The 21336-nt window shown below is 72.7% G+C and carries 17 protein-coding genes; 10 read left to right on the top strand and 7 right to left on the bottom strand.

Annotated elements, in window-relative coordinates:
* Positions 1 to 248: 248 nt before the first annotated feature.
* Entirely contained in the window at positions 249 to 1289 is a 1041-nt protein-coding gene (locus EDD93_RS19165; RefSeq protein ID WP_123526299.1) for an MBL fold metallo-hydrolase, read from the top strand.
* 264 nt (positions 1290 to 1553) lie between these two features.
* Here the strand turns inward: EDD93_RS19165 and EDD93_RS19160 are convergent, their stop codons facing one another.
* The 3 genes from EDD93_RS19160 to EDD93_RS19150 are packed head-to-tail and all read right to left on the bottom strand — an operon-like array spanning position 1554 to position 3999.
* Positions 1554 to 2399 carry an amino acid ABC transporter ATP-binding protein gene (locus EDD93_RS19160; RefSeq protein ID WP_123526298.1) on the bottom strand — a complete coding sequence of 282 codons (846 nt, stop codon included), beginning with the start codon at positions 2397 to 2399 and terminating at the stop codon, positions 1554 to 1556.
* Positions 2400 to 2404: 5 nt separating this feature from the next.
* Positions 2405 to 3190 (bottom strand): amino acid ABC transporter permease, encoded by a 786-nt coding sequence (locus EDD93_RS19155; protein ID WP_123526297.1) that lies wholly within the window; start codon positions 3188 to 3190, stop codon positions 2405 to 2407.
* A gap of 14 nt (positions 3191 to 3204) precedes the next feature.
* The gene (locus EDD93_RS19150) at positions 3205 to 3999 is read right to left on the bottom strand and encodes an ABC transporter substrate-binding protein (protein WP_260255780.1); all 795 of its coding nucleotides are present in this window, start codon (positions 3997 to 3999) and stop codon (positions 3205 to 3207) included.
* A gap of 778 nt (positions 4000 to 4777) precedes the next feature.
* Between EDD93_RS19150 and EDD93_RS19145 the strand changes: the two genes are divergently transcribed.
* The 6 genes from EDD93_RS19145 to EDD93_RS19120 all read left to right on the top strand — a co-directional run bounded on the left by EDD93_RS19145 (position 4778) and on the right by EDD93_RS19120 (position 11182).
* Positions 4778 to 6043, top strand: a complete 1266-nt coding sequence (locus EDD93_RS19145) for a prenyltransferase/squalene oxidase repeat-containing protein (protein ID WP_123526296.1) — start codon at positions 4778 to 4780, stop codon at positions 6041 to 6043.
* Entirely contained in the window at positions 6040 to 6729 is a 690-nt protein-coding gene (locus tag EDD93_RS19140) for an SCO2322 family protein (RefSeq protein WP_123526295.1), read from the top strand. The genes EDD93_RS19145 and EDD93_RS19140 overlap by 4 nt, the downstream gene beginning before the upstream one ends.
* Positions 6726 to 7892: an energy-coupling factor transporter transmembrane component T gene (locus EDD93_RS19135; protein WP_123526294.1), complete on the top strand. Its 1167-nt coding sequence runs from the start codon at positions 6726 to 6728 to the stop codon at positions 7890 to 7892. The genes EDD93_RS19140 and EDD93_RS19135 overlap by 4 nt, the downstream gene beginning before the upstream one ends.
* Positions 7889 to 9613, top strand: coding sequence for an ABC transporter ATP-binding protein (locus EDD93_RS19130; protein ID WP_123526293.1), 1725 nt, complete (start codon positions 7889 to 7891; stop codon positions 9611 to 9613). Before EDD93_RS19135 ends, EDD93_RS19130 begins: the two co-directional genes overlap by 4 nt.
* The gene (locus tag EDD93_RS19125) at positions 9610 to 10437 is read left to right on the top strand and encodes an ECF transporter S component (protein WP_123526292.1); all 828 of its coding nucleotides are present in this window, start codon (positions 9610 to 9612) and stop codon (positions 10435 to 10437) included. The genes EDD93_RS19130 and EDD93_RS19125 overlap by 4 nt, the downstream gene beginning before the upstream one ends.
* 304 nt (positions 10438 to 10741) lie before the next feature.
* Positions 10742 to 11182, top strand: coding sequence for a transglycosylase SLT domain-containing protein (locus EDD93_RS19120; protein ID WP_123526291.1), 441 nt, complete (start codon positions 10742 to 10744; stop codon positions 11180 to 11182).
* A gap of 81 nt (positions 11183 to 11263) precedes the next feature.
* Here EDD93_RS19120 and EDD93_RS19115 read toward each other — a convergent pair whose 3' ends face one another.
* Together EDD93_RS19115 and EDD93_RS19110 are read right to left on the bottom strand one after the other, a co-directional pair.
* Positions 11264 to 12562: an alpha/beta hydrolase gene (locus EDD93_RS19115; protein WP_123526290.1), complete on the bottom strand. Its 1299-nt coding sequence runs from the start codon at positions 12560 to 12562 to the stop codon at positions 11264 to 11266.
* A 105-nt stretch (positions 12563 to 12667) separates the two neighbouring features.
* Positions 12668 to 13846, bottom strand: a complete 1179-nt coding sequence (locus EDD93_RS19110) for a steroid 3-ketoacyl-CoA thiolase (RefSeq protein WP_123526289.1) — start codon at positions 13844 to 13846, stop codon at positions 12668 to 12670.
* A gap of 303 nt (positions 13847 to 14149) precedes the next feature.
* Here EDD93_RS19110 and EDD93_RS19105 point away from each other — a divergent pair, with 303 nt between their 5' ends.
* Both EDD93_RS19105 and EDD93_RS19100 read left to right on the top strand, forming a co-directional pair.
* Positions 14150 to 15400 carry a cytochrome P450 gene (locus EDD93_RS19105; RefSeq protein ID WP_123526288.1) on the top strand — a complete coding sequence of 417 codons (1251 nt, stop codon included), beginning with the start codon at positions 14150 to 14152 and terminating at the stop codon, positions 15398 to 15400.
* A gap of 102 nt (positions 15401 to 15502) precedes the next feature.
* Positions 15503 to 16495, top strand: coding sequence for an AEC family transporter (locus EDD93_RS19100; protein ID WP_123526287.1), 993 nt, complete (start codon positions 15503 to 15505; stop codon positions 16493 to 16495).
* 203 nt (positions 16496 to 16698) lie between these two features.
* On the opposite strand, the gene EDD93_RS19095 is transcribed toward EDD93_RS19100, so the two are convergent.
* Positions 16699 to 18816, bottom strand: a complete 2118-nt coding sequence (locus EDD93_RS19095; RefSeq protein WP_123526286.1) for a bifunctional glycosyltransferase 87/phosphatase PAP2 family protein — start codon at positions 18814 to 18816, stop codon at positions 16699 to 16701.
* Positions 18817 to 19079: 263 nt separating this feature from the next.
* Between EDD93_RS19095 and EDD93_RS19090 the strand changes: the two genes are divergently transcribed.
* Positions 19080 to 20171 carry a DUF2330 domain-containing protein gene (locus EDD93_RS19090; RefSeq protein ID WP_123527859.1) on the top strand — a complete coding sequence of 364 codons (1092 nt, stop codon included), beginning with the start codon at positions 19080 to 19082 and terminating at the stop codon, positions 20169 to 20171.
* Positions 20172 to 20190: 19 nt separating this feature from the next.
* Here the strand turns inward: EDD93_RS19090 and EDD93_RS19085 are convergent, their stop codons facing one another.
* Positions 20191 to 21294: a serpin family protein gene (locus tag EDD93_RS19085; protein ID WP_123526285.1), complete on the bottom strand. Its 1104-nt coding sequence runs from the start codon at positions 21292 to 21294 to the stop codon at positions 20191 to 20193.
* Positions 21295 to 21336 lie beyond the last annotated feature (42 nt).

Genomic DNA, 21336 nt, shown 5'->3' with positions numbered 1-21336 from the left:
TGCGTGCGGTGCCCGACGTGCACCCGAGGTACATCCGACACACATCGGACATGCGGCCGAGTTCGATCTGACTCCATGTCAGAACTGATACCAGTTCCAGTTCCAGGAGTCCACGGCCGGGACACGACCGGCCGTCCCGACCAGATGGTCGACCGGGGCTACCACTGGAACAAGTTCTCGTTACAGTGGACGCGGCGCGTCGTGGCCGGGACCAGCACGCCGCCGAGGCCGCGGAGATTGGGGAGTCCATGACGCAGGTGATGAACCACGGTGGTGGCGTCCACAGCATCAAAGTCCCGATCCCGGACAACCCGTTGGGCCACACGCTGGTCCATGTCCTGGACACCGGCCGGGGTCCGGTCCTGATCGACACCGGCTGGGACGACCCCGAGGCCTGGGAGACCCTGACGGCCGGGCTCACGGCGGTCGGCGTGGACATCGCCGACATCCACGGTGTGGTCATCACCCACCACCACCCCGACCACCACGGCCTGTCGGGGCAGGTGCGCGAGGCGTCCGGGGCCTGGATCGCGATGCACGCCGCCGACACGGCGATCGTCCGCCGGACCCGGGAGTCCGAGCCGGGCACCTGGCTGTCGTACCTCGCGGCGAAACTGGCGACGGTCGGCGCCCCCGAGGACCACATCGCCCCGCTCCTGGCCGCCCGCGAGAAGGGCGGCCGGATGCGCACCCTGCCCGGTCTGCGGGCCGCGCTCCCGGACCGGGAGATCGTGCCCGGCGAGCTCCTCGACCTGGCGGGCCGCCGGCTGCGCGCGATCTGGACCCCGGGCCACACCCCGGGCCATGTCTGCCTGCACCTGGAGGAGGACCACCCGGCCAATCTGCCCGGCCGCGGCCGGCTCTTCTCCGGCGACCACCTGCTCCCCGGCATCAGCCCGCACGTCGGCCTCTACGAGGACCCGGACAGCGCGACGGAGACCGACCCGCTCGGGGACTACCTCGCCTCCCTGGAGCGGATCGAAGCCCTGGGGGTCGCGGAGGTGCTGCCCGCCCACCAGCACGCGTTCGCGGACGCGGCGGGCCGCGTGCAGGAACTCCTCGTCCACCACGAGGAGCGCCTCACCGGCCTGCTGTCCCTGCTGGCCGAACCGCTCACGCCGTGGCAGCTGGCCGAACGGATGGAGTGGAACCGGCCCTGGGAGCAGATCCCCTACGGCTCCCGGAACATCGCGGTCTCGGAGGCCGAGGCGCATGTGCGCCGGCTGGTGAAGCTGGGGCGCGCGGAGGCGGTGGCAGGGAGCGAGCCGGTGACATTCGTCGCCGTGTGAGGCGGCTGTGGGCGACGACAGGCGCGGGACGGGGCGAATCCCTCGGCATGAGGTTCGGCGCGCCGGGCATTACGACGCCGCGCCGTCCCGTGCCGTCGACCGGCTCCTGGCAGCCGTGCGGGCCTTCTTCGCGGGCACCCCGGAACGCGTCGCGGACCCGGGCCCGGCCCCGGTCCCGGTCCCGGTCCCGACCGATGGATGGCTGGTGGCTCAGTCCGCCACGGCGATCCCGGTACCGAGCTCGGCCCCCGACGCGAGCGGCCCTCAGAGCGGACCCGACCGCCTTCCCGGCCCTTCGGCATCCGCGGCCGCGTCCTCACGCAGGCGCGCGCCGGCCGGGGTCAGCAGGCGGGCGAGGAAGGACCGGGTACGGACATGACCCGGCGCGCCGATCACTTGCGCCGGGGTGCCCTCCTCGACGATGACCCCACCGTCCATGAAGACGACACGGTCCGCCACCTCCTCGGCGAAGCTCATCTCGTGGGTGACGACGAGCATGGTCATTCCCTCGTCGGCCAGTGAGCGCATCACCGCCAGGACGTCCCCCACCAGTTCCGGGTCGAGGGCGGAGGTGGGCTCGTCGAAGAGCATCAGCTCCGGGTCCATGGCCAGCGCCCGCGCGATGGCCACCCGCTGCTGCTGGCCGCCGGACAACTGCGCCGGGTAGGCGGACTCCTTGTCGGTCAGGCCCACCCGGGCCAGCCGTTCGCGGGCGACCCGGGCCGCCTCTGCCTTGTCGCGCCCCAGCACCCGTCGCTGCGGAAGCGTCAGGTTCTCCAGCACTGTGAGATGCGGAAAGAGGTTGAACGACTGGAAGACCATGCCGATCCGCCTGCGCACCCTGTCGATGTCCACATCCGGGTCGGTGACTTCGGTGCCGGCCACCGTGATCGTCCCCGAGGTCGGCTCCTCCAGCAGGTTCACACAGCGCAGCAGCGTGGACTTGCCCGAGCCGGACGGGCCGATGACGCACACCACCTCACCCCGGCCGACCGTGAAGTCGATGCCCGCGAGCACCTCCAGCCTGCCGAACGACTTGTGCAGGCCCCGCACTTCGATCGCCGGTGTGTTCGACGCCGCCTCGCCGTCCGCCACAGGAACGTCCTTCATCGCGTTCACCTCGCCCTCGCCGTACGCGCTTCGAGCAGCCGGACCAGATGGCCGAGCGGCAGGGTAATGATCAGATAGCAGAGTCCGGCGATGAGGATCGGGGTCAGGCTGCGATTCTGGTTCAGGGCATCCCGGCCGAACTTCGCCAACTCGTACTGGGAGAGCGACAGGCCCAGCAGATACACCAGGGACGAGTCCTTGGTCAGCAGGATCAGTTCATTGGTGAGCGGGGGCAGAACGATACGCAGGGCCTGCGGAATGATGATGGACACCATGGCCCGGCCCTGCGACATCCCGAGCGAACGCGCCGCCTCCGTCTGCCCCTTGGGGACCGCCTGGATTCCGGCCCGAATCGTCTCCGCCATGTAGGCGGCGCCGACGAGTCCCAGAGCCAGCATCACGGTCACGTACTGGTTGAGCGCCACCTGGAAGGCGAGCGGGACGCCGAATCCGAGGGCGATGAAGACCAGCAGAGTGGGAACCCCGCGGAAGAACTCGATATAGGCAACGGCCAGCCAGCGGTACGGAGGTACGTGCGACAGCCTCATCAGCGCGAGGACGAGTCCGGCAGCCAGCCCGAAACTGAAGCCGAGCAGCGTATAGACGACGGTGTTGACGAGAGCGGTGGTGATGATGTCGGGGAACTGCGCCTTGGCCACGTCCACATCGAAGAACGCCCGCCCGATCTCGCCCCAGTCGGCGGCCAGGGCGACTACGAGCAGGACGGCGGCGAGGACAGCGTACTGAACACCCCGAATGGAGCGGGTCCGTTGTCGGCGTGATATCGGCATCGGTATGCGCTTCCTCACTTCTTGGGAGCGGCGGGGAACCACTTCTTGTAGATGCGGTCGTAGCTGCCGTCGGATTTCGCCTTGCTGATGACCGAGTTGATCTCCTTTCTCAGGGCGTCATTTCCGGTACGGACCCCGATGCCGTACTTCTCGCCCGTGTCGAACTCAGCGGTGACCTCGGTATCCGGGTTCTTCCGTACGTACTCGAAGAGCACACCGTTGTCGCCCACCGCGGCGTCGACCTGTCCGGTCTTCACGGCCGTGAGCATCAGAGCCAGATCCTCGAACTGGACGGCGGTCACCCCCGGCGCGTGCTTCTGCGCGTACGTCTCTCCGGTGGTGCCCTGCTGGACTCCGAGCTTCTTGCCCTTGAGGGCGGCCAGCGAGGTGAGGGAGGAGCCCTTCTTGGCGATCAGGGCCTGCGTGGCGTCGAAGTAGCCGGCGGAGAAGTCCAGGTTCTTCGCACGCACCGGCGTGATCGTCATGCCTGCCGCGGCCAGATCGCATTTGCGGGTGTTGAGGTCCTCCCCACTCTGGATGCCCTCGAAGGGCGTGTCCACGATCTCCTGGGTGACCTTCAGCTTCTTGGCGACCAGGTCCACGAGGTCCACGTCGAACCCGACGATGGCGTTGCCCTTGCGTATCTGGAAGGGCTCATAGGGCAGATGGGTGCAGGTCATGAGCTTGCCGGACTTCACCAACTCCACCTCTGTGCCGCCCGGGGCGGAGGGCTTGGTGCTCGTGCAGCCCGTGAGTACGGCAACGGCGGTCGCGGTGGCCAGAAGGCACAGCATGGAACGTTCGGACACGACATCTCCAAAGGGCGGTCGGCCAACGAACCCACTTCATGAGTGAGTTGAGCCGATCTTGTCACCGGAGGGGCCCGCTGTCGCCTGTTGTTCTCCGGGCCGCCGGCCCGCGGCCCGGACACACCCCGCACGGTCAGGGTCTCCGGCAGCGCCCTGCGGGCCCGGCGGTCTTCCGGGTCCGGGGTGGCCGCCGGGCGGCCGCCGCCCGGCACCAGGTGGCCGGAGCCGGACACGCGGCAGGGGACGGCGCGGATGGCCGCGCGTACGCAGTGTCTGCCCTCGACGGGGGCCGGGACGATGTCACGCGTGCCGGCGGGACGGGCCGAGCGGCGCTGCAGCCACCAGGCGCACAGGGCCCCCAGTGCGAGGGGCAGCGGACGGCGGCCGCCATGACGACGAGAGCGCTGCCCGCCTCGTCCCCGCCCCTGCCCTCCCGGCGGCGTACGGCCGCCCCGCCTCGCGTTCTCCCCCGGCGCCACCGCCCGGCCAGGGCTCCCGACGGGCCCGCCCGGTAGAGTGTGCGAGTCGTCATCATGCCCGTTCAGGGGGAAGCCGGTGCGAATCCGGCACTGGCCGTTCCCCAAGCTCTCGACTTCGCTCGAGCAGGGGACACCCCATCCCGTGACCGCCCCCGGCGGGAGCCGGAATGCCCTGTCCGGGTCGTGACCGGCTCGTGCCATCGGGACCCCGGTGGCCGGCACCGTCGAGGTATACGGAGCCGGAGCCCGGTGCCTGAGTGCGCCTGAGCCCGGTTCCCGCAGGAGAGGCCCCGCCCGCCATGACCGTACGCCGCAGCGCAGCCGCGCTCGCCGCCACCGCTGCCGTGCTCTGCGCGGCCGCAGCCGCAGCCCCGGCCGCGGTCGCCGCACCGTCCCCCTCCCCGTCGGCGGCGCTGCCCTCGGGGCTGTACGGCACGACGGACCCGACGTACGACGGGGTGTGGCGGCAGTCACTGGCCTTCGTGTCGCAGCGGGCCGTGGGCGTCATGCCCGCCGCGAAGGCCGTGGACTGGCTGGTCGGACAGCAGTGCGACAGCGGGGCGTTTCCCGCGTACCGCCCCGACCCCTCCGTGCCGTGCGACGCCAAGACCGTGATCGACACCAACGCGACGGCGGCCGCCGTGCAGGCGCTGCACGAGGTCGGCAAGCACCAGGAGCTCGTCGCCAACGGGCTCGACTGGCTGAAGTCCGTCCAGAACGAGGACGGCGGCTGGGGATACACCGCCGGCGGGCCCAGTGACGCGAACTCCACCTCGATCGTGATCGGCGCCCTCTCCCGCGCCGGCGAGCGGCTCGGGGACATCACGACGCACGGCGGCAAGACCCCCTACAACGCGCTGCTCGGCTTCGCCATCCCCTGCGGCGGCAAGGACGGCGGCGCCTTCGCCTACCAGCCCGACAAGGCCGGCAAGCTCGTCGCCAACGCCGACGCCACCGCCGCAGGCGTCCTCGCCGCGCTCGGCAAGGGGCTCGTCGTCGGCGACACCGCCGCGGCCAAGGCGCCCACCTGCGAGAAGGGCAGCGCCCCGCTCAGGCCGGAGCGGGCCGCCCAGAACGGCGCCCACTACCTCGCCGGGGCCCTCGCGAAGACCGGCCACCTCGACCAGCCGCCGATGCCGGGGGCCGAGGACAGCGCCCCGCAGCCCGACTTCGGCAACACCGCCGACGCGGTCGTCGCCCTGTCCGCCTCCGGGCACAAGGACAAGGCCGCCGCCTCCGTCGACTGGCTGGCGAAGAACTCCGCCGCCTGGGCCGAGCAGAGCGGCCCGGCCGCCTATGCCCAGCTGGTCATGGCCGCCCACTCCACCGGCGCCGACGTGCACGACTTCGGCGGCGCCGACCTCGTCACCCGGCTGAACGCGACCGGGCCGGCCCCCGCCTCCATTTCGACGCCGAAGCCGACCGCCACCGAGGACGAGGAGAAGAAGGACAGCGGCGACGGGGACGGGATCGGCGGTGTCTGGTGGTTCGTCGGGATCGGCCTCGCCGTCGGCGCGGGCGCCGGCTTCCTGATCAGCGGCCGCCGGAAGAACCAGCAGCTGTGAGGGGCTGCCGGACCGCCGTGCTGCTGGTGGTCCTGGGCGCCGTCCTGGCCGTGCTCGGCACGGGTACGGCCCAGGCCGCGGGCTACCGCTACTGGTCCTTCTGGGAGGGCTCCGGCAGCGGGTGGGCGTACGCCACCCAGGGGCCGTCCCTGGTCCGGCCGGACGACGGTTCGGTGCAGGGCTTCCGGTTCGCCGTGAGCGCCGACTCGCAGGACGCGGCGAAGCCGCGCCGCTCCCCCGACTTCGGGGCGATCTGCGCCGGCACCCCGGCCCGGGACAACGCCAAGCGGATCGCACTCGTCATCGACTCCGGCACCGCCGCCGACGCGCCGCAGGGCGAGACCCCGCCCGCGCTGCGCACCGCGTGCGCGCGGGTCCCGAAGGACGCCAGCAGCGCGGAGGCCCTCGCATCGGTGGCCAAGCCGCTGCGCTACGGGAGTGACGCGCTGCTGTGCGCGATCTCCGGCTATCCGGTCGCGGGCTGCGGTGAGCAGGTCTCGGGAACCACCGGCACCGAGAGCGGCCGGGCGACCGCGGACCCGTCCGCACCCGCGTCGGCCTCCTCCGCCGCCGCCCGCAGCGGCGGCTCCGGCGGCGGTCCGTCCGCCGGGGTGCTGTTCGGGGTCGGCGCCGTCCTCCTGCTCGGCATCGCCGCAGTCGCACAGGCCCGCCGCCGCCGCGGATGAACGGCTCGACGGACGGCACCGGGAGCGCCCCGGCGGCCGTCGCCCCGGCCCCGGTCTGGCGCGCCCCCGCCGCGACCCGGAGCAACGCGCTGCCCGCCGGGGCCTGGTGGCTGTGGGCGCTGGGACTCGCCACCGCCGCGTCCCGGACGACCAATCCGCTGCTGCTCGGCCTGCTGGTGGGCGTGGCGGGTTACGTGGTGGCCGCGCGCCGCACGGACGCGCCCTGGGCCCGCTCCTACGCGGCGTTCATCAAGATCGGGCTGTTCGTCATCGGGGTGCGGCTGCTGTTCTCGGTCTTCCTCGGCTCACCGATCCCCGGCACGCACGTGGTGTTCACCCTGCCCGAGGTGCCGCTGCCGGACTGGGCGAAGGGGGTGCGGATCGGCGGCCGGGTCACCGCCGAGCAACTGCTGTTCGCGCTGTACGACGGCGCGAAGCTGGCCACCCTGCTGATCTGCGTCGGCGCGGCGAACTCGCTCGCCAATCCGGCCCGGCTGCTGAAGTCGCTGCCCGGTGCGCTGTACGAGGCCGGGGTGGCGGTCGTCGTCGCGATGACGTTCGCGCCGAACCTGGTCGCCGACGTGGTGCGGCTGCGCACCGCCCGGCGGCTTCGGGGCCGGGCGACCGGCGGGGTCGGGGCCGTGCTCCAGATCGGGCTGCCGGTCCTGGAGGGCGCGCTGGAACGGTCGGTCGCGGTGGCCGCATCGATGGACGCGCGCGGCTACGGGCGTACCGCCCAGGTGCCCGCCGCCGTCCGGCACACCACCAACGTCCTCACCCTCGGCGGGCTGCTCGGGGTCTGCGCCGGCACCTACGGGCTGCTGGCCGCGCAGGGCGCCGTGTACGGGCTGCCGCTGCTGATCGCCGGGCTGGTGGCGGCGATGGCCGGGCTGCGGCTCGGCGGGGCGCGTTCGGTGCGGACCCGCTACCGGCCCGACCGGTGGGGCGTACGGGCCTGGCTGGTCGCGGGTTCCGGTGCGGCGGTCGCGGTGGCGATGATCCGGGCGGGCGCCGTGGATCCGGCGGCGCTGCACCCCGGGGTCGTACCGCTGACCGCACCGGTGCTGCCGCTGTGGCCCGCCGCCGCGGTGCTGATCGGTCTGCTGCCCGCGCTGGTCGCGCCCGTCCCGCCTTCCCCCACAGGCTTCGAGGAGCAGGTGTGATCCGGTTCGACGATGTTTCGGTGCGGTACGAGGGGGCCGGGCGCCCCGCCCTGTCGGGGGTCGACCTGACCGTTCCCGAGGGTGAGCTGGTGCTGCTCGTCGGCCCATCGGGCGTCGGCAAGTCGACATTGCTGGGTGCCGTGTCGGGGCTGGTGCCGCACTTCACCGGGGGCCGGCTGACCGGCCGGGTCACCGTGGACGGGCGCGACACCCGTACGCACAAGCCCCGCGAGCTGGCCGATCTGGTCGGCACGGTGGGCCAGGACCCGCTCTCCCACTTCGTGACCGACACGGTCGAGGACGAGCTGGCGTACGGCATGGAGTCGCTGGGCCTGGCCCCGGACGTGATGCGGCGGCGGGTCGAGGAGACCCTCGACCTGCTGGGCCTGGCCGGGCTGCGGGACCGGCCGATCGCCACGCTCTCCGGCGGCCAGCAGCAGCGGGTCGCGATCGGCTCCGTCCTCACCCCGCACCCCCGGGTGCTGGTCCTGGACGAGCCGACGTCCGCGCTGGACCCGGCGGCGGCCGAGGAGGTCCTCGCGGTGCTCCAGCGGCTCGTCCACGACCTGGGCACGACGGTCCTGATGGCCGAGCACCGGCTGGAGCGCGTCGTGCAGTACGCCGACCAGGTCGTCCTGCTGCCCGCGCCGGGCGCCGCCCCCGTGATGGGCACCCCCGCCGATGTCATGGCCCTCTCGCCGGTGCACCCGCCGGTCGTGGCGCTGGGGCGCCTCGCGGGCTGGGACCCGCTGCCGCTCTCGGTGCGGGACGCCCGGCGGCGGGCCGCCGGCATGCGCGAGGCGCTGGCGGGCGAGCGGCCCGGACCGGTCTCCGGCACGGCCGGGCCCCGGCTGCCGGCCGGGACGGGCCCCGCGCCCCGCCCCGCCGCCCGGCGCTCCGGCCTGGCCAGGCTCCTCGGGCGCGGCCCGCAGGTGACCGCCGCGCCCGGACCGGTCACCGACGCCACCACCCGGATCGAACGCCTGGGGGTGCGGCGCGGCCGGATCGAGGCGCTGCGCCGGGTCACGCTCACCGTCACGCCCGGCGAGACCGTCGCGCTCATGGGACGCAACGGCGCCGGCAAGTCCACCCTGCTCGCCGCCCTCGTGGGCATGGTCGAGCCCACCTCCGGCAGCGTCCTGGTCGGCGGCCGGACCCCGCACCGCACGCCGCCGCGCGAGATGGTGCGCCGGGTCGGCCTCGTACCGCAGGAGCCGCGCGACCTGCTGTACGCGGACACGGTCGCCGCCGAGTGCGCGGCGGCGGACGCCGACGCGGGCGCCGCGCCGGGCAGCTGCCGGGCCCTGGTGTCCGAGCTGCTGCCCGGCGTACCGGACGACACCCACCCCCGTGATCTCTCCGAGGGCCAGCGCCTCGCCCTGGCCCTCGCCCTCGTACTCACCGCCCGGCCCCCGCTGCTCCTCCTGGACGAGCCGACCCGGGGTCTGGACTACGCGGCGAAGGCCCGGCTCGTCGGGGTGCTGCGCGCACTGGCGGCCGAGGGCCACGCGATCGTGCTGGCCACCCATGACGTGGAGCTGGCCGCCGAGCTGGCGCACCGGGTGGTGATCCTGGCCGACGGCGATGTCGTGGCGGACGGGCCGACCCCGGAGGTCGTGGTGTCGTCCCCCGCGTTCGCCCCGCAGATCTCGAAGATCCTCGCCCCGCAGGAGTGGCTCACCGTGTCCCAGGTGGGCGCGGCGCTGGGGGGTGGCGCGTGAGCGGCACGACGGGCCGGGGTGCCCGGCCGGTGCGGCTCGGGCCGCGGGCCGTCGCCGCGCTGGTGCTGATCAGCGCGATCGGCGTGGTCGCCTTCGGCTGGCCGCTGCTGGCCGGGGCCGATTCGGGTCTCGCGCACGCGCAGGACGCGCCGTGGCTGTTCGCCGCGCTGCTGCCGCTGCTGGTCGGGGTGGTGGTCGCGATGATCGCGGACGCCGGGCTGGACGCGAAGGCGGTGGCGATGCTGGGGGTGCTGGCCGCGGTCGGCGCGGCGCTGCGGCCGCTGGGGGCGGGCACGGCGGGGCTGGAGCCGATGTTCTTCCTGATGGTGCTGAGCGGGCGGGTGCTGGGGCCGGGCTTCGGCTTCGTGCTCGGCTCGGTGACGATGTTCGCGTCCGCGCTGCTGACCGGCGGGGTGGGCCCGTGGATGCCGTTCCAGATGCTGTCGATGGGCTGGTTCACGATGGGCGCGGGCCTGCTGCCCGCACCGGACCGGCTGCGCGGGCGGGCCGAGCTGCTGATGCTGGCGGGCTACGGGGCGGTGGCGGCGTTCGCGTACGGGACGGTCATGAATCTGTACGGCTGGACCATCGTGCCGGGCCTCGGTTCGGGAATCTCCTTCCACCCCGGTGACCCGCTGGGCGACAACCTGGTGCGCTTCCTCGCCTACTGCACGGCCACCTCGGCCGGCTGGGACCTGGGCCGGGCCGTGCTCACCGTCGTACTGACGCTGACGGTCGGGGCGGCGCTGCTGAAGGCGCTGCGGCGGGCCACCAGGCGCGCCAACTTCGAGGCCCAGGTCACATTCGACGTCCCGGGCGAGTGAGGGCACCCACAGGACCTTGGTCCTGTACGAAGCGGAATAGGAGCCGTCGCGCAGGTGCTGCGGCCTCCCTGGCATCCCCTCCGACCTGCTATGAAGCGTTTTGGGGTGGTTCGGGACCTTCGGTCCTGGGTGCGATGCGGGGTCGTAACGGGGGTCGTTGCGGTGGCTGAACGGCGCCGCTAACACTGGTTGACGTCGCCGAGCACCGCAGCGTCCACCGGATACGGACAGCGGTCAACGAGCACCGGGCCAGGCAGGATTCGGACCGGCAGGCGGCCCATCCGTTCCCGACGTTAGGTTCAATGTGTCGTTCGCCAGCACCCTTGTCGCCAAGCCCCGCAACGCCCGTCGCAAGACCGTCATGGCCGGCGCCGCCGTCCTCCTGAGCGTCGGCGGTGTGGCCGTGGGCGCGACCTCAGCCATGGCGGCCCCGTCCGCCGCGCCGACGTCCTCCGGCGGCAGTGCCCAGGACACGGCCAGGCAGATGATCGGTGACGAGTCGCAGTTCCAGTGCTTCAGCAACATCGTCAGCCACGAGAGCGGCTGGAACCCGAGCGCGACCAACGCCTCCTCCGGCGCCTACGGCCTGGTCCAGGCCCTGCCCGGTTCGAAGATGGCGTCCGCCGGCTCCGACTGGCAGACCAACGCCTCCACCCAGATCAAGTGGGGCATGGACTACATGAACTCCCGCTACGGCAGCCCGTGCGGCGCCTGGTCGTTCTGGCAGGCCAACAGCTGGTACTGAGCCGGCCCGGACTCCGTCCGCCGGTGAACCCGACAGCCCCGACCGCAACGCGGCCGGGGCTGTCGGCGTGCGCGCCCGGGATCAGTGCCGGGCCGACTCGGCGTCGAACCAGCGCACGATCTGCGGACCCGACTTCAGGTACGTCTCGTTGTGGCCGGCCGGGCCCTGGTCGGTCACGGGCGCCCGGACGCCCCGCTTCGCCAGGTCGGCCGCGCAGTTGCGGGCGTTGGCGATGGGTACGTCGGTGTCGCCCGACGAGGAGTAGAGCCGCACCGGGACGTCCGGCTTCCAGGCGCAGTTGCCGTCCTGTGCGCGGACGGCGGCGAGCAGGGCGCCGGCCGGGTGCCGGATCGCCTCGTAGTAGTCGTCCGTGAGCAGTTCCCTCAGCGTCCCGGGCAGCGACATGAAGATCTCCTCCTCCGTGTGGCCGGAGTCGAAGAGGCCCTCGACGATGTCCGCGTAGGGCTTCCGGAAGGCTTCGGAGGGGTCCTTCCAGAGCGGGTGGATCCGGTTCTGCGCGGTGAGGAAGTACGTCATGTAGAAGAGGGCGCTGGTGTCGTTGATGCTGCCGTCGAAGGTGCCGGGCATCTCGGCGTGCTCGATGTCGTAGGGCCCCGAGACGGGGGCCAGGGCCCGCAGGGTGAAGCGCCGGTCGGCGCCGCCCTCAAGGGCCTTGCCGAGCGCCATGGCGACCTGGCCGCCCTGCGAGAAGCCGCTCGCGTACACGTCGCCGGTGAGCGGCCGGCCCAGCCGCCGGGCGGCGGTGCGCGAGGCGCGGAGCATGTCGAGCGTCGCGGTGACGGCGGACCGGGTGTCCATGTACGGGTGGAATCCGGGTCCCTTGCCGAGCCCCAGGTAGTCCGGCGCGGCGACCGCCCGCCCGGCCGAGGCCTGGAGGTAGGAGGCGTAGCGGCCGGAGTCCTCGCCGACCGAGGGCGCGTAGTCGCGGTGGACCATCGTGCCGTGGGTGTCGGAGACCAGGTCCAGCCGGTGCGCGCCGCCCTCGGGGAGCACGAGGAGGCCGGTGGCGGTGGTGGGAGCGCCCTGCGGGGTGACGGTGCGGTAGGTGAGGCGGTAGGCCAGGACACCGTGCCGGACGGTGGCCGTGTCCATGCCCGCCGTGGCGAGGAAGTCCGCGACGCCCGCCCGGCCGACGCGGGCCACCGGGGTGAGGGCGAGGAGTCCGCCGCGCTCGTCGTGGTGGGCGGCGGCGGGTGCGGGCGTGTGGCGCGCCGGGGCCTGGCGGCCGGACCCGGAGTGCCCGGCCGCCGAGGCGGGAACCGTGCCCAGTGCGGCGAGGACCACCACGGTGGCGGCGGCCAGGAGGCGTCGGGCGGCGGTCGTCCGGGCGGAGTTGCTCGCGTTGTTTTCCATGACCATGAAGTTAGGCAGCCGGGGGCGCCGCCGACATCCGCGTACGCCCCCGCACCGGGGTGCACCTGACCGCACCACCGGGCCGGGGGCCGGCCCCCGCGCGGCCGGGCGCTACAACCGCTGGATGATCGTCCCGGTGGCGAGCGCCCCGCCCGCGCACATGGTGATGAGCGCGAACTCCTTGTCCCTGCGCTCCAGTTCGTGCAGGGCCGTGGTGATCAGCCGGGCCCCGGTGGCGCCGACCGGGTGGCCGAGCGCGATGGCGCCGCCGTTCACGTTGACCTTCGCGAGCCCGTCGAGGTCCCGTTCGAAGACCTGGGCCCAGCTCAGGACCACCGAGGCGAAGGCCTCGTTGATCTCCACGATGTCGATGTCCTTGAGCGACATCCCGGCCTTGCCGAGCACCGCGCGGGTGGCGTCCACGGGGCCGTCGAGGTGGAAGTGCGGGTCGGAGCCGACCAGCGCCTGGGCCACGATCCGGGCCCTCGGCTTGAGCTTGAGGGCCCGCGCCATGCGCTTGGACGCCCACATGATCGCGCAGGCGCCGTCGGATATCTGCGAGGAGTTGCCCGCGGTGTGGATGGCGGTGGGCATCACCGGCTTGAGGCCGGCGAGCCCCTCGGTCGTGGTGTCGCGCAGCCCCTCGTCCCGGTCGACCAGCCGCCACATGCCCTGTCCGGCGGCCTGTTCCGCCTCGGTGGTGGGCACCTGGACGGCGTAGGTCTCGCGTTTGAAGCGCTCCTCGGCCCAGGCGGCGGCCGCCCGCTCCTGGGAGACGAGGCCGAGCGCGTCGACGTCCCCGCGGGTGAGGCCGCGCTTGCGGGCGATGCGCTCGGCGGCCTCGAACTGGTTGGGCAGGTCGACGTTCCACTCGTCGGGCCACGGCTTGCCGGGACCGTGCTTGGAGCCGCTGCCCAGCGGCACCCGCGACATCGCCTCGACCCCGCAGCTGATGCCGACGTCGATGACCCCGGCCGCGATCATGTTGGCGACCATGTGGGAGGCCTGCTGCGAGGAGCCGCACTGGCAGTCCACGGTCGTGGCGGCGGTCTCGTACGGGAGCCCCACGGTGAGCCAGGCGTTGCGCGCGGGGTTCATGGACTGCTCGCCGGCGTGGGTGACGGTGCCGCCGACGATCTGTTCGACGCAGTCGGCGTGGATGCCGGTCCGGCCGAGAAGTTCACGGTAGGTCTCACCCAGCAGATAGGCGGGGTGCAGGTTGGCGAGCGCGCCTCCGCGCCTGCCGATGGGAGTGCGTACGGCTTCGACGATGACGGGTTCCGCGGCCATGAGCTCGTCCTCTCCTCACACTTCCGCAGAGGCGTCCCGGCGCCCACGGAAGGAACTAGTACGCGTTCTAGTTCTTCGTGCAGTCTTATGAGGATTACCCCCGGTACGCAAGGGGCTTGCACGGACCTTGCCCATGCTTCACTGCCAGCACCCACCACAAACCGGCCTGGTTCACGGATGCTTCACGCAACAGATCGGGCCACACCCCTTGTCAGTTGTAGAACTCGTTACTACCTTTCGGGCAACTTCTGATGGGTCGTCAGGCATCGCTCGGGCGGCTCTCGGACCGACCTGGAGTTGCCGATGCCCTGCCCCCATCTGCCCGAAGGGTTCGACTTCACCGATCCCGATCTGCTCCAATCCCGCATCCCGCACCCGGAGTTCGCCCGGATGCGGGAGACCGCGCCGGTCTGGTGGTGCACCCAGCCCGCCGGCATCTCCGGCTTCGACGACGAGGGTTACTGGGCCGTCACCCGGCACGCGGACGTCAAGTACGTGTCGACCCACCCCGAGCTGTTCTCGTCGAACACCAACACCGCGGTCATCCGCTTCAACGAGACGATCAGCCGCGAGCAGATCGACGTCCAGAAGATGATCATGCTGAACATGGACCCGCCCGAGCACACCCGGGTCCGCCAGATCGTCCAGCGGGGCTTCACCCCGCGCGCCGTCCGCTCGCTGGAGCAGGCGCTGCGCAGCCGGGCACGCTCGATCGTCGAGACGGCGCTGGCCGCCTCGGACGACGACGGCTCCTTCGACTTCGTCAACAACATCGCCGTCGAACTGCCGCTCCAGGCCATCGCCGAGCTGATCGGCGTACCGCAGGAGGACCGCAGCCGGATCTTCGACTGGTCCAACAAGATGGCCTCGTACGACGATCCGGAGTACGCGATCACCGAGGAGATCGGCGCCGAGGCGGCCATGGAGCTGGTCTCGTACGCGATGAACCTCGCGGCGGCGCGCAAGGAGTGCCCGGCCAAGGACATCGTCTCCCAGCTGGTCGCCGCGGAGGGCGAGGGCAACCTGCTTTCGGACGAATTCGGCTTCTTCGTCATCCTGCTCGCCGTGGCCGGAAACGAGACCACCCGCAACGCGATCAGCCACGGCATGCACGCCTTCCTCACCCACCCCGAGCAGTGGGAGCTGTACAAGCGCGAGCGGCCCGGGACGACCGCCGAGGAGATCGTCCGCTGGGCCACGCCGGTGGTCTCCTTCCAGCGGACCGCCACCCAGGACCTCGAACTGGGCGGGCAGCAGATCAAGAAGGGCGACCGGGTCGGGATGTTCTACTCCTCGGCCAACAACGACCCCGAGGTCTTCGAGAGCCCGGAGGAGTTCGACATCACCCGCGATCCCAACCCGCACCTCGGCTTCGGCGGCGGCGGTCCGCACTTCTGCCTGGGCAAGTCCCTCGCCGTCATGGAGATCGACCTGATCTTCAACGCCATCGCCGACGTGCTGCCCGGCCTGCGCCTGGTGGGCGATCCGCGACGGCTGCGGTCGGCTTGGCTGAACGGCATCAAGCAGCTCCAGGTGAGCACCACGAACGCCTGAGCTCAGCGGTCCGGGCGCCCCGACCTCCCCGAACGGCCCGGTCAGACCGTCCCGAACGTCCGTCCGCACCCCGCACGGGTGCCGGACGGACGTGACGGGATCATGGCGGGTATGCATGCCCTGCTCTCCGCCTTCGCGCCCATCTGGCTGCTGACCGCCGCCGGTTACGCGGTCGGCCGCAGCAGGCTGCTCGGGGTGCACGCCGAAGCGGTACTCGGCCGGTTCGTCTTCCATGTGGCCATGCCGGCCGCCCTGTTCGGGATGGTGTCGGGTTCCCGGCCCGCCGACTTCGCCCATCTGTCGGTGGTGGCGTTCGGGGCGGCCACCGCGCTGGTGTCCGGCCTGGGGTACGTGGTGGCCCGGCGGCTCTTCGGCCGCGGGCGGGCCGACGGGGCGGTCAGCAGCATGGCCTCCGGCTACGTCAACTCCGCCAACCTCGGCATCCCGGTGGCGGTGCGGGTGCTCGGTGACGCCTCGTTCGTCGCGCAGGTCATCCTGTTCCAGGTGCTGCTGGTCTCACCGGTGATCCTGACCCTGCTGGACTCGGGGACCCGGGCGGCCGGCGGACCGGGCGGCGGGCGTCCCGGCGGCGGTCTGCGGCGGATGCTGACCATGCCGGTCCGCAATCCGGTCATCATGGCGTCGCTGCTCGGGGTCGCCGTCTCCGCCGCCGGGCTGCGGCTGCCGGCCGCCCTCACCCACTCCTGCGACCTGCTGGGTGCCGCCGCCGTGCCGACGGCGCTGGTCACGCTGGGCCTGTCGCTGCACGGCGGCCCCCGAGGCGGGAGCGAAGGGGTGCCGGAGGCGGGCGGACGGGGCTCGGGACGTGCCGAGGTCGGGGTCGCGGTCGCGTTGAAGACGCTGGCGCAGCCCCTGGTCGCCTTCCTCGTCGCCGGTCCCCTGCTGGGGCTGTCGGACCACCAGGTGCTGGCCGTGGTGCTCTGCTCGGCGCTCCCGACGGCTCAGAACGCCTTCATCTACGCCCGGGAGTACGGCCTGGACACCGCGCTCGCCCGCAATGCCGTGGTGGCCTCCACGGTGGTCTCGATGCTCACGCTGTCCTTCGCCGCCTGGGCCCTGGGGCCGGGCCGCTGAGCCGTCCGAGTGGCGGGCGGGCCCGGTGGACGGGTGCAGCTCGCGGTGGCGGGCGGGCCGGGTGGACGGATGCAGCTCGCGGTGGCGGGCGGGCCCGGTGGACGGATGCAGCTCGCGCGACGATCCACCTGCCGAAGGGGCGGCGGGGACGTGTACGTGTCCCCGCCGCCCCTTCGGCCTGCGGTACGGGCGGCCGCCGGTGGCTACGGCTTGCCGGCCACCGCCCCGCCGTCCACCTTCGGCTCCGGGAGCGGTTCCCGTTCCGGGTCCGGTTCCGTCGTCCCGGCCCGTCCCGCCCTCCCGGCGTTCGCCGCCGTCACGGGCTCCTGGAGCCGGCGCGGTCCGGACAGCACGTGGGTCAGCCCGAAGCCGAGCGCGACCACCGCTGCGCCGCCCACCGCGTCGAGCACCCAGTGGTTGCCCGTCGCGATGATCGCGGAGACCGTGAACAGCGGGTGCAGCACCCCGAGGAGCTTCATCCAGGCCTTCGGGGCGAGCATCACGATCACCACACCGCACCACAGCGACCAGCCGAAGTGCAGCGAGGGCATCGCGGCGTACTGGTTGGTCACCCCGGTCAGCGTGCCGTAGTCGGGCTTCGCGAAGTCCTGGACGCCGTGGACGGTGTCGATGAAGCCGAGCCCCGGCATCAGCCTCGGCGGGGCCAGCGGGTAGAGCCAGAACCCGACCAGGGCCAGGACCGTGGCGAACCCGATGGAACTGCGGACCCAGCGGTAGTCCGCGGGGCGGCGCACGTACAGCACGGCGAGGATCGACAGCGGCACGATGAAGTGGAACGTCGAGTAGTAGTAGTCGAAGAAGTCCCGCAGCCAGCCGACCTTGACGACCGCGTGGTTGGCCCAGTGCTCGATGTCGATGTGCAGCCACTGCTCGGCCGTGTGGATCTGCCGGCCGTGGTGCTCGGCGGTGGCGCGGCCGGCCGTCGCGGCCAGCCTGACGTGCTGGTAGGCCGAGTAGACGACCCTGATCAGCAGGAGTTCCAGCAGCAGGTTGGGCCGGCTGAGCACCCGCCGCCAGAACGGCACCAGCGGCACCCGGCTCCAGCGGGCCGGGACCGGGGCCGCGTAGTCGGTCGGGACGGGCTGCTGCCAGTACGGCGAGGTGCGCGGCAGGAACGGGGCGGCGCACGCGGCACCGAGCGCGGCGATCAGCAGCACGTTGTCGCGCACCGGGAACATCGCCTCGATGTTGGGCAGCAGCATCTTGCCGGGCAGCGTGATCACGAGGACCACGACCGCCGGCCACACCATCCGGTCCGAGGCGCGCGTGCCGACCCGGCCGACCACCGCGAGCAGCACCCACAGCAGCTGGTGCTGCCAGGCGGTCGGCGACACGGCGACGGCGACGCAGCCGGTGACGGCCACGGCGAGCAGCAGCTGGCCGTCGTGCGCGTACCGAACGGCGCGGCGCAGACCGACGAAGCAGACGGCCGCCGCCAGGACGAGGAAGAGCGCGATCTCCAGCGGGCCCTCAAGACCGAACCGGAGCAGCGCGCCGTGCAGGGACTGGTTGGCGAGGCTGTCGGCCTGGTCGCCGAGGCCGGCCCCGGCGACGTGGTGCACCCAGTACGTCCACGAGTCGTGCGGCATCGCCGCCCAGGCCAGGGCCGTGCAGGCGGCGAACGCGGCGCCACCGGTCAGGGCGGCCCGGCGTCTGCCGGTCAGCCAGAGCAGCGCGGCGAACAGCAGCACGGTCGGCTGGAGCGCGGCGGCGATGCCGATCAGGACGCCCGAGGCGCGCTCCCCGCGGACCACGAAGCAGCCGACGAGCACCAGGAGGACCGGCAGGATGCTGGTCTGGCCCAGGTAGAGGGTGTTGCGGACCGGCAGCGAGAGCATCAGCAGGGTGATCGCGACGGGCGCCGCGAACAGCGCGGTGCGCCGGTTGACCGGGCCCGGCAGGGCGCGTGCCACGATGACGCCGAGGGCGGCGACGAGGAGCAGCGAGCCGAAGGTCCAGGCGACCCCGAGGCTCTGTTCGGCGCTCCGGGTGAGCGGCTTGAGCACCAGCCCGGCGAAGGGGGTTCCGGTGAACCGGTCGGTGTCGTACAGCGAGCCCGTCACATGAAGCACACCGTTCTCACCGGTCCAGGTCTCCAGATCGGTGAGCCGTTCGCCAGGCTGCTGCCGCAGCACCACCGCCATCTGCCGTACGGCCAACGCGGCCACAACCAGCCAGAGAACCACCCGGGCCGCCCCGGTCCTCGCCTCTGTCGTCGCATCTCCGCGCACACTGTGCTCCGCATTCGCCACGCTGCGCCGACCCTCCCGCCGTCTTGTGCCGGCCCTCGATTCGGGCATGCTGTGAAACCTTCGCATTGCGCTATGAGGTAGACACAATCAACCCCCTCTTCGCCTGACTGTCATCCGGCTTTTGTCCGAAAGAATGCTCGGCGGTCCGGCCGGACCGGTGCCGGGTGGCCGGAACCGGCCCGGCCGCCCCCACGTCTGAGCCCGTATCCAGTGCCTACGGGGGAGGAGCCGGCATGCGGTGGGCGGGGACGGGTCAAGGGGTGCGGGCCGGATCGCGTGCGTGGGCGGTCCGGGCGCTGTCACTGGTCATGATGCTGGTGTCGCTGCAGATCGGCTCGCTGATAGCACCGGCGTACGCCTGCGGCTGCGGGGCGATGGTGGTGGACCGGGACAGTCAGGTCTCGGTCGAGCGGGAGACCTCCGTGGTCAGCTGGTCGGGTGGCGCCGAGCAGATCGTGATGCAGCTCACGGTCCGCGGGAACGCGCCGGACGCGGCGTGGATCATGCCGGTGCCGCACCGCGCCACGGTCGAGCTGGGTGATGCCTCTCTCTTCTCCGAGCTCGAAACCCTCACCGCGCCGGTCCGCGAGACCCGGCACTACTTCTGGCCACACGCCGACGACTGGCCGTTCGGCGGCTCGGGCGACTCCTCCGGGGACTCCGCCGCCCCCTCGGCCGCCGCACCCGTCGGCGTGGTGGGCCGGGAGCGGCTCGGCCCGTTCGACGTGGCCCGGCTGACCGCGACGGATCCCGCGGCCCTGGAGGGCTGGCTGACGGACAACGGCTTCGAGCTCCCGGACCGGCTGTCGACGGCGCTGCGGCCCTACGTCGAGCAGAAGTGGGAGTACGTGGCGATCCGCCTCGCCCCGCAGGAGAAGGGCGGCCCGCTGCTCGGCCGGCTCGACCCACTGCGGCTGCGTTTCGCCAGCGACGAGCCGGTCTACCCGATGCGGCTGTCCCGGCTCGCCACGACGCCGCAGTCGCTGGGGCTCTACGTGCTGGCGGCGCACCGGATGGAGCCGCGCGGCCGGATCGGCGGGCCGGCGCCGCAGGTGACGTACGCGGGACGGGTCGGCGCCGGGCAGGACGGCGGCGATCACCCGGTGCTGGACAGGCTGACGGGCGGGAAACCGGTGTTCCTCACGGCGATCAGCCAGTCCTTCCCCCGGCCCGAGCTGATCGACGGCGACCACCACCTGCGGGCGACGGCCGCCGACACCCCGTACCGGACGACGTACTACCGCGACGAGATGCTGACCGCGGGGCCCGTACCGGCCTGGGTACTGACGCTGCTCGGTGCCGTGGCGGTGGCGGTCGCGGCGGCGGTGCTGGTGGCGCGGGCGCGGCGGCGACGCCCTGTGACACCGCCGCCGCCCGTCCTCGCGCCGCCACCGCTGCGGTGAGCGCGGGGCACCGCCGGGCTCAGTCCTCCTCGGCCGGGATGTCCGCCTGCCAGCCCGTGAACAGCGGGACCTCGCCGCTGCCGTCCAGGACCACGATCCCGAACGGCCGGTCGAAGGCGATGTGCAGGTAGCGCCGCGGCACGGGCGGCGCGCCCCCCGGCGCGGCGATGACGGTCACCGCCGCAGCCTCCACACCTTCCTCCGCGACCTTCACCACGGCCTCCTGCACCACCTGGGAGATCATCAGCGGCTCGGGCGAGATCCACCCGAAATCCGCGAGGGGAGTGGTGGCGACCCGGATCCCGAGCGCCGCCAGCTGCTCGGTCACCTGAACGTTCGTACGCAAGGTGAATCGCGGGACCGCGATACTCAGGACGTCCGTCTCCAGCGGGGTGCGCAGCTCCTGCGGCGCCCAGCCCGCAGGCAGTACGTCCGCCGCGCCCGCGCCCGGCGCCCCCAGCACCAGTCGGACCCGGGCCGGGGCGCCGCCGCTGCGCTCGGTGCGGCAGCGCAGCTCGACGACCTGGGTGCCACGCACCGTCCAGCCGTCCCACGGCGCACGTGTGGTGTACATGGTCGGCACCGCGCGCCGCGCCCCGGCCGCGTCGGTGAACGGCAGGTCGCAGGTCTCCTCGGGATCGAACGGCTCGTCCCACCGCGCCTTCAGCGCCAGTACGTTGGCGAGCACCAGCAGCATCTCGTCGCTGATGTCCAGCGGCAGCCGCTCGATCAGGCCGCCGGTGGCCTCCCGTACCCAGGCGTCGACCCCGGTGGTGTCCATCGGCCCGAAGCCGATGCCGGGCAGCGCCTCCCGGTACTCCCGGTAGACCGGCACCCGGGTCCACACCCGGGTCGCCACCCCCAGCGCGTCGGTGACCGCCAGCTCGCGCACCCGGGCCGTCACCGCGTCGGCGGCCTGCCGCTCCGCCACCCCCAGCACCGCGCGCAGTTCGTCGGCGGTCTCCCCGCGCGCCCCCGCCGCGACCACGGCCAGGGCCAGCCAGAGCCCGGCCGGCGAGCAGACGAAGCTCCCGCCGCCCGGCCCGGCCAGCTCCCGTATCCACCGCTCGCCGAGCCGCTGGACCGCCCCGGCCCCCGTCGTCGGTCCCGTCTCCTGTGCCACCGATGCCCCCTGCACCAAAATCGCTTCTCCGCACGGTTGTGC

It is taken from the genome of Streptomyces sp. 840.1 (genome assembly GCF_003751445.1).
Lineage (GTDB): Bacteria > Actinomycetota > Actinomycetes > Streptomycetales > Streptomycetaceae > Streptomyces.
Note: the sequence above shows the minus strand (reverse complement) of the source record. Positions and strands in the feature narration are given on the sequence as shown.